This window comes from Stieleria varia (assembly GCF_038443385.1).
Classification (GTDB): Bacteria; Planctomycetota; Planctomycetia; order Pirellulales; family Pirellulaceae; genus Stieleria; species Stieleria varia.
The window spans coordinates 7526508-7540520 of the sequence record NZ_CP151726.1 but is presented as its reverse complement, the minus strand read 5'-3'; the positions used below and the strand labels follow the sequence as shown (position 1 = coordinate 7540520).

General features: G+C 54.9%; 3 protein-coding genes. 1 reads left to right on the top strand and 2 read right to left on the bottom strand.

Annotated elements, in window-relative coordinates; genetic code table 11:
- Positions 1-221 precede the first annotated feature (221 nt).
- The gene (locus tag Pla52nx_RS25315) at positions 222-797 is read left to right on the top strand and encodes a PEP-CTERM sorting domain-containing protein (RefSeq protein WP_197454329.1); all 576 of its coding nucleotides are present in this window, start codon (positions 222-224) and stop codon (positions 795-797) included.
- Between the two features lie 187 nt (positions 798-984).
- Here Pla52nx_RS25315 and Pla52nx_RS25310 read toward each other — a convergent pair whose 3' ends face one another.
- Both Pla52nx_RS25310 and Pla52nx_RS25305 read right to left on the bottom strand, forming a co-directional pair.
- Positions 985-12399, bottom strand: coding sequence for a dockerin type I domain-containing protein (locus Pla52nx_RS25310; protein ID WP_146518711.1), 11415 nt, complete (start codon positions 12397-12399; stop codon positions 985-987).
- Complete coding sequence (locus Pla52nx_RS25305) at positions 12393-13970, bottom strand: ISKra4 family transposase (protein WP_197455184.1); 1578 nt, start codon at positions 13968-13970, stop codon at positions 12393-12395. The genes Pla52nx_RS25310 and Pla52nx_RS25305 overlap by 7 nt, the downstream gene beginning before the upstream one ends.
- Between the last annotated feature and the right edge of the window lie 43 nt (positions 13971-14013).

Below are 14013 nucleotides of genomic sequence, written 5' to 3'. Positions count from 1 at the left end.
ATCGTTTCGCTCTTACAAGCCAGACGCGCGAGCGAGTAGAACCGCTGGTATGTGGGACGATTGAACGTCTTTCCTCACTGACGCGTTTCCAAGTTGGGTTCATTGCAGGTAAGAGAGCCCGATTCAACGCAAGTTCGCGGGCCCTTGCTTTGCAATGCGCAACTCTAAAACTTGCGAGTCGGGTTTGTCTCAATGGGTTGGCGGCGATTGTGTTGCTTTGGATGCTGACTCGTTCTGCGGACGCGGCGTTCGTCCTTCAATTCAATCCGGGGCAGACGACCGTCGAAAGTAATGGCATTGACCAAGTCTTCACGATTGACGTTTTGGTGACGCACGATGGTTCAGCAGAACCGTCGGTGTTTTCTGGATTCACGTTTCGATTAAACGATCCCGGCAGCAATTTGAGGTATTCCAACGCCCAAGAAGCGGATTTTAATTTCTCTCAAACTCCGATGGTCAGTCTGTCCCAGCACACCGGCTTGTACTCATTCGGAGCGGCGTCGAACGACACCGAGTACAACGTTGGAAGTGGCCAAACGATGCGCCTGATGTCTGTCGACTTTCTGTTGGACCGTTCGGTCCAAAGCGGAACCTTTGACTTGGATCTGACCCTGGTGGATGCCAAACGCGGCACTGCCAATACGGGCGGATTGGTGGACATCTCGTCGTTCACCACCGTGATGAATGGCTTGTTTACCGTCAACAACGCCGTCGCCGTGCCGGAACCGTCAACGCTTGCGTGGTTGTTGATAGCGGGGGCGACTTTCATACATCGTTCGCGACGCCGTAGGCAGTGAAAGAGAAAGGGTGTCGAAAGAGAAAGGGTGTCGGACACCTTTTTCTCGACCGGACACCTCTTTCTCGACACCTTCTTCTTTCGATATCCTCGTTCACTCATCGGGCATAGGTGTACCGAGTCCCATCGCGAGGAGTGTGGCAAGTGAACTGATGGTCCAGGCAAACTCCAACAAACCGTCGGGCGAACTACAGGATTCGCTCCCGAAGTTCATCATCTTCGAGCCATTCGAGGTCTAAGTCTCTGGTCAAAGCCCACGGGCGTGTCGTCTCATCGCCTTGGAACACTGCCGCGTGATTCATCGGTTCTGTCTTCAATTGCTGTCGCCTTACGCCCTGCTTCGCAAGTTCGTTGATGACCCGCAGCGCGTCGAGTGAGGTAACTCGGCCGTCGCCGTTGTTATCAAATCGGTCAATGCTCGAATTCAGAGACCGTGCTTCTTGGCCATCAGCACGGTTGTTCCTGAGCCAATTGACGATCAACAGTGCATCAAGTGACGACAAGGCATCGTCATCGTTGCTATCGAACACTTTCAAACTTGCCGCTAACGCCGGCGTCGGGGGGACGATCACGTTTTCGAAAGGTCGTCCGTCATATTGATCAGGCGATGTGATCGATTGACCCTGTGCCTTCAACAGGAGTCGGGTTCCTGGCAGTATGCCGATGTCGCGATAGCTTGAGGGATCGCCGGTGCCCGGGGCAAAGTCAGAGAGATCAAATGAAATCTCCATTGGTGCACCGGTGAAGTCGAGAGTGTCGTTTCCACCAACGCGAAGCGATTCGCCGACTACGGTTCCCCCTTCCTCGACCAAAATATCGTAAGAGTCGCTGATCCAATTGAATTGATATCGATCGTTTCCTCGGCCACCATAAATCACATTGTTTCCACCTCCGCCAAGCAATAAATCGTTGCCGCCGAGACCGTAAATCGTATCGTCTCCGCCACCACCCTGAATGATGTTGGATGCGTCGTTTCCAATCAATGTGTCGTTGCCTGGACCGCCAATGATGTTTTCGAGAACGGTGCCGAAAATCTGGTCCCTCCAACTCCAGTATGTGCGATCAATCCAGCGATAGGCTAGGACCGGATTGACCACCGTTCCCTGCGGCGGTAGAGGTGGAACCGCATAGTACTCGGACATGCGAGGCAGACTATTCCCCAGGTCGATAGACAGGCTGTAGATCGATGTTGGAGGCACGTCGACGTAATCAATCGTATCGTTGCCGGAGTTCGTCGACGGGATCGGACGCCCGTCCGCATCCAACACCAGTACCCCGAACTCATCCAGTACCACGGTCGGATCCAGAATCACATCGTTTTCGGGAATCACTTGATACTGATTGGAGCCTCCGCTTTGGACGTATCGCAGCGATTCGAAGGCGTATCGATCGTCACCCGCTCCTCCCATCAATCGGTCATTCCCGCCTCGTCCACTAAACCGATCGTTGCCATCGCCTCCAACCAAGCGATTGTTACCGTCATTGCCAAGGAGCGTGTCGTTGCCACCGCCGCCGATCGCGTTTTCGAATCGCTGCGGATCATCCAGGGTGACTCGCGGCACACCGGCAATGCTGGCGGTGCCGCCATACAGTTCTACGATGATCGGGTCGGTTCGGTCCGCGTAGTGTTCCGCAAAACTGATTGTGTCGCTGCCGCCGCCGGCGTTTTCGAAGAACGTATCGACTCGATTGGAGGGATCTGGCGAAATGATGTATCGATCGTCGCCCAATTCGCCATGGATTTGGTCGCTGCCATACCAACCGTCGATGTGGTTATCACGGGAACTGCCTCGTATCACATCGTCACCTTGTCCGCCAACGACATCTTCAATGGCTTCGAGATCACCACCGGCACGCACACGGATTGCCGTACCGGCTTGATTCAATTCCGCTAAAACCTGGCTCGACAAGTCAATTGACAGCGACACCGAAGCTGGGGTCAAGCTGAAGTCGATTCGATCTCGACCTTGACCTTCGAACTCATTGATCCAATCGAGCGCGGAAAGATGTCGAAAGTAATAAACATCATCGCCGTCGCCGCCACTTATTCGGTTCCCATCGATGCCGTTGTAGAACTGGTCGTCGCCGGACGTACCGACGATGTCTTCGATATCAGTTATCGCCTTGGTTTTCCAGCGAACGGTTCGTCCATCATGGCTTGCGACAGTCGTCGACGCGTCCAGATCGACGATTAAATGTTGCTGGCCCGAAAGGGATGAGAAATCGAGCAGATCGCGACCGTTACCACCGCTAACGATGTCGTTTTCATCGACACCGAGAACGTCTGAAAAAAAGAACACGTCGCGATCGTTGCCGCCATCGAGCGAGTCGTTGCCAGCGCCGCCAATGAGGAAGTCTTCATCATCCAGCCCCAACAGCGTATCGTTGCCGTCGCCGCCTTCGAGCCGGTTAGCGCCGTCGTTTCCTTCGATCCAGTCATCGCCACCACCGCCGACGACGTTCTCAATCCCATAGGGGTCTGAGTCCCAATCAAGATTCTCAAGATTACGAGTTCCCGTGAGCATCATACGTCGGTTCAGAAAGACGTTCACCGAATCGTCGTAACGGCCGAAATCCAACGTGTCGATGCCATCGGTATCGCGTATGACGTCGTTCTCTTGGCTCGTCGGCACGGTAAACAAATAACGATCCGCTCCCGAACCGCCGCTCAGACTATCGTTGCCCTCGCCGCCTTCCAGGTCGTCGTTTTGCGGTGATCCGATCAGTGTGTCGTCGCCGCCACCGCCGACCAACTTCACGTTGCCTCTGGTGAAAGCAGATGCGTCAAGCGTGCGGCCTTGCGAATTCATCGAACTCGCTCGAAGCTCAGCGTGCTCGATCGAATAGAGGCTGTCGGAAACGAGCAACGACGGGCTGAAAGAGATGTTGCCATTGGTGAGTGTTTGATCCGCATCCAGCCAACTGACCACCGTATCGGTTCCCTCACCACCGTCCAGGTCATCGTTTTCGGAGGCACTCGTTGGCGATGCTGCGGCGACCTCATGGGTCTTCCCCCAGAGAATATCGTTTCCCAAATCCCCCCTGAGATAGTCGGCTCCCGCGCCACCGATCAATTCGTCGTCATCACCGAGCGAAATGATATACGGGTCGTAGCTGACATCGTTGTCTCCCCAGATCCAATCAACGCCAGCGTGACCTTCGATGTGATCCTTTCCGTCGGGGACAATCGTTGTGCGAATGTTGCCGAAATATAAGCTGTCGACCGGTTGATCGATGACGGTAACGATGTGTCCGCGGTCGGGAACCCAGGTCAAGCCCGAGAAGCTAAGCGGAACCGAATGCAGATTCGCTAGCGAACCGTCGGAATCCAGGTCATATATGGCGGGTGCATTCTCGCCCGTGCGTGGTTCACCCGCAGCGAACAAGAATCTCGGCGTTAGCTCACCGCGATAAGCCACCATTCCTGCAACACTGCCGAACAAGGGATCCGAAAGCGGACGTTTCGATTTCGCTTGACCGGTGAACGGATTGATCTGAACCAACTGAGCTTGTCCGTCATAGACGACCGACCAGTAGTCACCATTGTGAAACGTCAGTGAAGATGCATCCGGAGGTCCAAACTCCGAGCCGACATGAAAGATGCCGCGTCGGGTGACTTGACCGGACTGGGTGTCAATGTCAACCAACCAAGCGGCGTTTCCGTACGTTTTGACGGCATGCAGGCCACCGAAGTCGGCGACGAGATCGCCCTCAGGGATGCCTTCGGAGAGCTGTGTCAGCAATGTCGCTTTTCCGGTGATTGAATCAATCTCGAAGAGAAAACTCAGCAAATCGCCCACGGGAAAGAGGGAGAAATTTCCGACCGCCAATAAGCGGCCTGCTAGCCCCGAAGTGTCGTATGTCAACCCGATCCACTGCGTGGCTGCATACCCGTCAGGCAACTCGATCGGTTTGACGTGGGTGTAGTGACCGGTTTCTGGATCGATTTCGGCCAAGTAGCCGTCGCTGGTAATGCCCCAAGGTCTTTCGCTTGGCGACGTCTCGGTCCATCCAGGCGGCATCAGCTCGCGAACGGTGTAGGTGCCGGGTTCAAGCTGGAACGTGAAAGCACCGTTGCTGTTGGTCAAGGTGTACGGTTCGCCTGCGTCATATGCAGCATTGCCATTGAGGTCGACATAGACAGGTTGCCCAGCGATGCCAGACTCTCGATCGCCGCCCGACCAGTCGTAGACACCATCCGTATCCGTATCCTCAAAACGGATTCCGCTGACCGCATAGGTACTGATAGATTCGCCTGCCGCCATGACCGCTGGCGCGGCCAGCGTCGGCGCCATGATGGTCGGTGCGGCCGAGTGAGAACTGAAGCCCTCAATCTCCTCGTTGGACGCAGCCGACGATTTTTGTGTTGTTTGGACGATCGCTTGGCTGGTCGAAACAAAGTCGCTGATCCCAAAGTCGATTTCCGTCACCGACTGTTCGTAGTCGATATCGAGCGTGTAGCCGACTCGTTTTGCGGTGACGCGTACATTGTCAATCGCCCAGGTCTCACCCGCTTCCAATCGGCTGCCCAAGAAACGAATGACTGCGTTCGAGTCGACATGATCAACCGAGAGGGACATCCGATAGGCCGCTTGGCGGCTATTGGGTTCGCCCAGTGGGTTGAGTCCGGTGCCGTTGGGTAAGTAAGGCGCGCGAAAAGCACCGGTTCCTCCGGCGTGCTGGTTCGCCGCTGCCTGGTCGAGTTGTTCGGGGTAATCCTGAAGTCGTGGCGTTACCTCGAATCCCTGAAGGTTCGAGAATGTCGTGATGAATTCCGTCTGCGAATCGACCTGGAAGCTCCAAACGTCGCCAGGACCGCTGCTACCTTCGTCGTCGGCTGGCTTACCGTCCCATGAACCGACGATCCAAAGATCAAATTCAATCTCCAAGCTTTCGTGTGCCGGCAGATTCGACAACGACAGCGACGTGGACTCGTTGCCGAACAAGCCCAACATGCGTTCGCTTTGATTGGGTGCAATGTAATGCCTCGGCAAACTCCAGCTTTGTTCCAGGTCGGCGTTCGAGTTCAAGTTAGAAAAATAAATCTCTTGATCCGCTGGCGATGTTTGCACGCCGCTGGTTAAATCCAATCGGACAATACGTTCGCCAGGTTGCGTATCCTTCAGAATGAACCGGAAGTCTCCGTTTTTGCTGCTCCCCAGATAGACTTCGGTCGGAAACGTGATTGTTTGAGCCAAACTGTCGTTGGTGCCGTCGTTGTCCGCATCGATGTACACATTACGACCCTCCAACCCTGGCTCGCCTTCATCACGTCTTCCGTTGCCGTTGATGTCATGGAAAACCGTGCCGCGAATTTCGGGACGCAGGTGCATGCCGATCAAACCAGCATCGATGCTTTGTGCGTCGCCGACGGCAACGACGATTGGCATCAAGTCGTCCGAGCCTGTCGGTTGCGGTGCAGTTTGAATGATGCGCTCGAAATCCTTTCCGAGCGTTTTGACTATTCGCAGTGAATAGGTTCCTGGAATCACGTCGTCAAAACGAACGATTCCACGTTCTAGCGTCGGATCAATGTAGTCGTCTGTGTTCAAGTCGACGTCCTGCGAAAACGCCGTCGCGACCGAGCCTCCCTCGGCATCGATGAGTTCAACTTCCCAATCGTTCTCGAACTTTTCGGAGCTGCCCATGGCGTGATCCGCGTTGTGGTCGCGGAACACTCGCACCGTGACCGACCCGGATTGTGGCGTTGGTAACGAATCGGGCAATTCAGAGGTGCACGACTCCAGTAGGTAGCCTCCAGGCAGCACTGGGATGGTGTTGTCAAAATCGATCAAGTCGTTGCGGTACGTGTTGTAGCTGATTCCGCCATAGAGAGAATTCGAACCCGCGGAACCACACAGAAAATCGTCATCGGGGCCGCCTTCAAGCACATCATCGTCGGCTTGACCTTGCACAACCGGGCCATCGATCTGGTAGGCGATCAGGCTATCGTTACCCCAACCGCCGAGCAGAAAATCGGCCCCAGATCCACCAACCAGATAATCGTTTCCTGTGCCGCCGTCGATCAGCGGGTCATCGCCAGCCCCGCCTTCGATCCAGTCATGACCGTCGTCACCGTAGAGCGTATCGAAGTCATCTCCGCCGTACAGATGATCGTCTTGCAATCCGCCGTGGAGGGTGTCGTTGCCATCACCACCAAAAAGCGTGTCCCGTCCAGCATTTCCCCACAACGAGTCATCGCCTTTTTGGCCGTCTAATTGATCATCGCCATCACCGCCGAACAATTGATCCCCCCCATCGCCGCCGAACAAAAAGTCATCGCCAGCATCACCAAATAGATGGTCCTCCTTGTTGCCACCATACAGGCGATCGCGGCCGACACCGCCAAAGGCAACAATTGGCAAACTGAAAGTACGGTTCGTTTCCGGATCCGCAATGACGTTCAATTCATCATTGCCCAGCCCGCCGTCGAAGGCGACCAAGGTGACTCCTCCAAATGTATTGTCCAATCCCATTCCTTGCACACGAACCACGCCAGGTGCCGGATTGGATAGCGTGAACGATTCGCTTACATCTTTGCTGCTACCGCGATGCCTCAATCCCGCCATCGCCCCGGCGTGAATGATCAATGTGCCTGCCGGGGCATATTGGGAGTCTGGTTCAGGGCCAATGATTTGTTCGAGCAAATGCTCCGGAAGTATATTCGGGAAATCGCGACTGTCTTTCTCATTGCCGTCGGAAACGTGCGCGGCCAAGCGAGCCGGACACACGCTGCTGTTGTCCGTTTCGAACAACGTGATCTCGGCGATATCGATCGTACCCTCGGCAAACAACACCTGCCAAACCAAGCGGATCACAGCGGTCAGTTCGGCACGAAGATCAAACAGACATTCGAACCCATCGTCGCGAAGCATTTTGCCGAGTTCATCAAAATACAATCTTCCGTCGCCGTCGGGGTCACGCCAGTTGGCCGCGATCTGACCGTACAAACCGCCTTGAATTCCCGCCGAGGCAACTCCCAAGTCCAACAACGCCGCCAACGTCGCGCCCAAACGCAACGTCAACTCGTCGATGTCGTCACCGGTGGTAACGTCCGCCCGATCACCAAAGAAGAATCCATCCAGCAAATTACCCGTTTGCAGTCCTCGACTAGAAAGTCCCAACGAAAGATCGATCTCCATCACGGCTTCCAAACCAATCTCGACGCTGATCGGTGGTGTCGGAATGATTTGGAATCGTTGGGCCCAATCGAAGCTAAGTTTTAGCTCCGGAACGTTCCATGTGATCAAATCGATCGGTTGACCCAACAGCATGCGTATTAAACTGCTCGGCTCGTCCCAAACTTTAAAACTCAATCCGAGTCCTTGATCCTTTCGCTTTGCAGAACTCGGTTCGCGCGAAAGTTCTGCCACGAGCGAGTCGAGTTCGGCGTTGGCGGTAGCCAGCGGATTAGAACGAACGCCGGAATCAACCGTAATACCTGGAAGGTTTCCCAGTGTCTCACCGACATTCAAGTTCCAACCCGCCTCGGTCAGCCCCTCGCCCGCAAAGGAAATGCTGCCAAAGTTGATCTCACCCGCTGCCGAAATACGATTCGAGAGTTCCGTCACCGACTGAACCGTCTTCAGGAACTGAATAAACTTCTTCGTCGATTCGCGATCACTCGCATCCAATTGCGATAGCGCCAGATCCAACAGCGTCACTGGGCCGTTGCCAGCCAATTGCGATAGCTGAGAAACGCCGGGAATCGGGGTTTCCAGAATCTCGATAATGTCGGCAACCGGCTCCAAATACTCGTTGATTTTTTGTGCCGCCGGACCAATCACTTCGCCCAGGAATCTGCCAGCGTCCAGCGAGATGTTGTTCAGAGAAAACGAAGGTGATTGAACACCGCCCATGTCAGTGTCGAATCCCCAATGGCCGACCAAGTCGGCGGTGATAGACGGCAAAACACCGCCCGCAACTCGCGTCTTCAAATCCAGGTTCAGATTGGCATCCACAGCGATACGCACATCGAATTGGTTGAGTTGCCCGATGGGCGTTTCTTGGTTGCCCAGATCAATCTGAATCGAACCAGAAACCCCGGTTGCTGGTTCATCAGACGATTGGGATGCCGTGACATCGAGCACAAAGAGGTCCAGATTCAATTCGGTTTCCGGTGCCAAGTGAGCGTCAATCTGTAGACTCAGTTCGTTGCCGGTGCCATTGATTAAATAAAACCCTTCATAGCGGCTGACACCAAAACCGATATCCAGCGTCGGTGTGATGTCAACCTCCAATCCACTTCCATCACGCATGGAAAGCCCAGGCAGATTGGTGTCGAAGGGTATGTCGACTACCGTGTACAATTTGCCGAGGGTGACTTCGATTTCAAAACGATCTGCCGTCAGCGTGATATCGAGTAAGTCCTCGTTGGTGATCAAATCGCCGAGTGCGTTAAAGATACGATCGTGTAGCTCACGTTCCAGATCAGCAAAAGTGCGAATGGTGCTAGCGGCGAAAAGCTCGCGAATCGGCTCGACAAGCTTCGTTCGCAGGTCTGAAATGAAGCCGCCGATGTCTTCCAAGCCGCCGCCGATGATCGGCAATTCGTCCAACTCTTCACGCAACGTGTTGGAAAGTAGACTCAAGAATTCATCAATGCCTATAATGATCGTTGCCAAGTCAAAATCAAAGTTTGCAAACAGTCCGACCAAACGGGATTCATCGACAACGAATTCCGGTGCTTCACCGGAAGCAATGTCCCACTCCAGCGTGACCACGTTGTCCGCACGCTCGCCAATCAAATCGACATTCAGATTCCCGGTCAGCACGCCACTGGCCTCGAACTGAATCTTGCTCGCCAATTCATCGACCGGCATCAGTCCGTCGGCATCGGCATCAAGCGACACAATGATCTCTGCGGGATTGGAATCGGCAGTCGACTTCTGCAGTCTTAGATTCACATCACCGCCGGCAACCGGTGCCGTGCCAACGGTCACGGCGGCGCTGCCTTTCGCCAACGCACTCGCTTTGAGTGACAAATGCGTCGGCACATAGTAAGGGTTGCCTTCGGGGTTCGCCGTGATCAACTCCACCGTTGGCGACGAACCGTCATAGGACAACTTGGCACCGAGTCCCAACTCAGCATCAACTCCGAAGACCCCATCGAGCGCCGCATCCGCCCCGATAAAGAAGTTATCGACCGTAAAGTTGGGATCGAACTTGATCTCACCGGCCTGCGACAAACTTAGACCGACCAGAATGATCGGCCGGTTGTTGTCATCGATCGACGCATCAAATTGGAACGTCACATCATCGCTGTTTGGCAACTCGCGGCGTATCGCATCACTAAAACGCTTTGCGAGGTCATTCGCCGCAGGCAATGCGTCCCACAATCGATCCAATGCTTCGATCACCAACCGCTCCAGCTCGCTGGGTTCTCTCGTAACGGATTCTCCTTCCGGAACGCGACTGAAAGCCGCTGGAGCAGCAACCGGTGCAGCGGATGCTGCGGGTGTCAGGGGAATGCCAAGGTTCTTCGCTTCCTGACGAATCGTTCCCACTGCCGCAAGCAGTTTGGTCAGCGTCGGCGTGATCGATTCGGTATTGGCCAGCGATCGCACCTCGGCCAGCAGTTCGCGAGCAGTTTGAAGAGCATCAAAGATCGATTGTTTTTCGCTTCTGGCCAGTGGCAAGTCTTCGATTGTCACTTGCACATCATCGATCGCTTCCGCAACCGCAGGTGAGTTTACTTCGCTGACGACACTGCGAATCGCCGCCCGGACTTTCGTCAACACATCGGCAACGTCGGCCAGTGCCGATCCGACGATCGGTAGCTTTTCTCGCAAGAATGCGGTCGACTCACCATTTGTCCATTGGTCGACGACACGCAATAGTATTGCCGCGACGTCTTGGGGCTGCAGACTTCGCAACTGTTTCAGCACGTCGTCCATCGCCGAGGTGTCAAACGTCAGCAAGTCCAAACCCGACTCTGGCTTATTGAGCGTCATCGTTAACAGTGGCGTGGAACTGAAAACGCCTTGCAGCTCCCCTCGTACGTCGATCTTTCCACCGACGGTGATATCGGACAACGTTGGCGGGGAAAACAGATCGAGTGGTTCAGCCTGAATCAGCTCTCGTAGCGTTATACGCCCGTCGTCCGCTGACGTTCCCGGGTCGGTCAATTCCAGGTCCAGTCCATAACCGATCTTGATCGGGTTGTTGCTCTGCGTCGTCGCCTCCAGCCCGATCATGCCCAGAGCGCCACCGATGGCGACGTTGCGAGATTCCAAGTCGATGTTGGCTGACAAACTTGTCTTTTTGGCAGCATCCCCGGGAAACGATTCTGCCAAGAAAACGCGGTCGGAAAGGGGGACGTCATTCAAGAGAGGACTAGCGATTTCATAGTTCCCTGCGACAAACTCGCTGGTCGCCAGCAGCCCCAGATCATACGCGGCATGCGAGGTGAGCTGACCAGTATCCAGGTTGCTAACTTCGAATGGCGTATCGGACGTCAACACAATCTGGCTTTGATCGCGGATCGATCCACTGACCAGTCCGCCGGTCTGAGCCGAAATTGCCTGCAACGCTTGTCCGAGTGTGATCACACCATCCAGGCTGATAAAATACTCCTGATCTCTCGCCAAATCCTTGACCAATAAATCGGGATAGGCCGTGCGGTTGTCGCCGGTTGCCGGTTGTGTCGGAGCCTGCCGGTAGTCACTATCGTTGATTGCCAACATCCCGAACGGCGTCGCCAAGCGACGGTCAATACGAACTTCCATCCAAGCAATGGACGGATCGATCGCGACAATGTGCAAGCGATTGCGTGAGCTATCGTCGGCGTCCTCGATGAGCACGGCTTCGAACAAACTGCCCAGTCCCGAATCATCCAGTGCGGATTGTAGATCGTCAATTAAATCTTGCGCCGTCAGATTATCCACCGTGTCGACGTTGCGCAAATAGATCTTTTGCGTGAAAACCTTGCTGTTGCCGGCACGCCTGTACTGAATGTCGAACGGTGTGTCGCGGTTTCGCTCCAGACGTGAGCCTGGTGCTGCCGTTCCTGCCACGCCGACCGCAGTGCCGACACCTCGACCATCGTTTAACTCGGCAAGCCTTGTGCCGGCGTTGATCATCATCGAGCGGTCGCTGGGATCCAGATTCAGCCCGACATTTAGCTGGAACCCAATGTTTGAGGCGGACGCGCTCGCAGTGGCTTGAGCAATCAATTCAAGCTCTCCAAACACTCCCAGGTTGATCGTACGATCCAAATTCATTGCGACCGATTTTGATTGCGTTGGAACCGAACCTTCCAAACGAAAAATCAAGGTCTTCTCCGCGGCGTCGTAGCTCCATGCCTCGGGTGCGATACCCAGTCGCGACCGGAGTTCCTCCAAAGCATCCTCGGGTAACTGACTGAGCAGGGCGGGATTCACATCCCGCGTCGCCCGGCGGCTGGTCATGCCCAAGACGCTGCGATGTGGGAGCGTGTCTGCATTCACGCTCTGTGTCGTCGAAAATCCCAATAGTGCGGCGTTTCCTCCGGCACCAGCATGGTCAATCGAAAATGCTTTGACATCGGATCCTTTCGCCACGATCGTGATCCGCTGCTCATCGCCGTTGCCCACGAGTGTGACCGGCAACCCGCCGGTTAACATGCCATGGTAAGCGGAGTGTAGTGGCAGACCATGTTACGGTTTGGATGGGTGCTCTCGCTCAACTCCGTGACTCGCTGTTTGCAGAATTTATCCCAGTAGTCACTCTGAAATACCGCCCGCACGTTGAGCATGCTCCGTGCAGCTTCCAGCGTCCAACGCATCCCGCTTCGTTCCATGCGGTCCTTTACCAAGTGCCCGCACGCGCCTTCGATCACACCCGAGGCAATCGGGTAGCCTGCAGCAAGATATTCGTCGTAACGCATCCGATCCTTGTGTTTCTCGAAGTAACCACAGATGCGTCGAAGGTCTTTGAGTTTATCGCCCTTGAGTTTCCCAAGCGAACCCATTCGACGTAGCCCTCGGATCACCCCGTTGACCTCACCACGCAGGATTTTCAGCAATCGCTCCCGCGTAAACGCTGCTCGCTTTTCGCTGGATTTCTCGAACAATGACGAAGCCTCCCACACGTAAGTCGCTACGTGAATGATGTCCAAGATTGGCACCACTAATGGATCGTCGCCTAAGTGTAACTGCGCGACTTCCCAGAGGCTCTGCTGACCGTCCATTAACAGAATGATCACTTGGAGTTTCTTTCGGCGGACACTGACTTGATCTGCGAGCCATGCGATCCCCTCGTGGATACCGCTGATGGGAACCTCCGTATCGTCGTCCACGAAGGTCGCGGGAAAGTGAGCCGATGTATGCTTGTGCTTTGGCCGCGGTCGTTTCTTTTTGCTCTTGCGTGATTGCGTGCCGGGTTCTTTGTCATCACGGAACAAGGCAGCGACAATTTGCTCGGCTGTGCGAACATAGGGATCGACGGTGTAAGCACTCGTGACCGTTGCCATGCGACGGTTTCCGGGCCGTTTCTTTGCTGTCTCAAAAGCAGCAACTTTGGCGGCATCGTCTTTGATCAAGGGAACGCCCTTGCAGTCGGCCGAAGCGACGAGAAGCTCGGCTTCATCCTTCTTTTTGGGCGTGGGCAAGTCGTCCAGAAAGGCATCGGCCTGGACCCCCATTCTCTGGCTGGTCTGTTCGAGCGTGTCGATCGAGAATTTCGCTCCGAAAACGAGTTCGAGATTATCAGCGGCCTGGTTGAATGCGGATTCGACGCAGAACATTTGGGAGAACTCTTGGAGCAGGTACGACCAGCGGTGCTCCGGCAGTTGCATGCGGGCGCTGATCGGATGCAGTTCGATTCTCTTGTTCTTTCCCGGGCTGTAGGTGTACTGTTGAAAGGCGTGTTCACCGAAAATCGACCGAACCACCGTGTCGGTCGGTTTCTCGCTGCGTCGCAGTGTTTTGCCTGATTCGCTGACCGCTTGATCACCAAGGTCCCCCTTGCCTTGGAGTTTGGTGAAGAGCTCCATCGCCAGAAAGCCGGTTTTCAAGACAAGATTCCACACGGCACGCTCGGTTTCATCGAAAGACTGGCCGCATTTAGAAGCATTGACGACGTGTTCTCGGATGGTGTCGCCGCACTGCTGCAGTTTCTCGGCGATTTGCTCGGGCGACTGCGGAAAAGAAGACGAAGTGGGGTTGTCAATATCGCTTGAATGTTCGACGCTCATTTCAGCGGCCTCCTGCCTTTGATACCTGGAAGTTAGAACCCAA

Coding starts and splice junctions, on each gene's coding strand:
- Pla52nx_RS25315 (WP_197454329.1), top strand. CDS start 222: ATGCTGACTCGTTCTGCGGACGCGGCGTTCGTCCTTCAATTCAATCCG.
- Pla52nx_RS25310 (WP_146518711.1), bottom strand. CDS start 12,399: ATGTTAACCGGCGGGTTGCCGGTCACACTCGTGGGCAACGGCGATGAG.
- Pla52nx_RS25305 (WP_197455184.1), bottom strand. CDS start 13,970: ATGAGCGTCGAACATTCAAGCGATATTGACAACCCCACTTCGTCTTCT.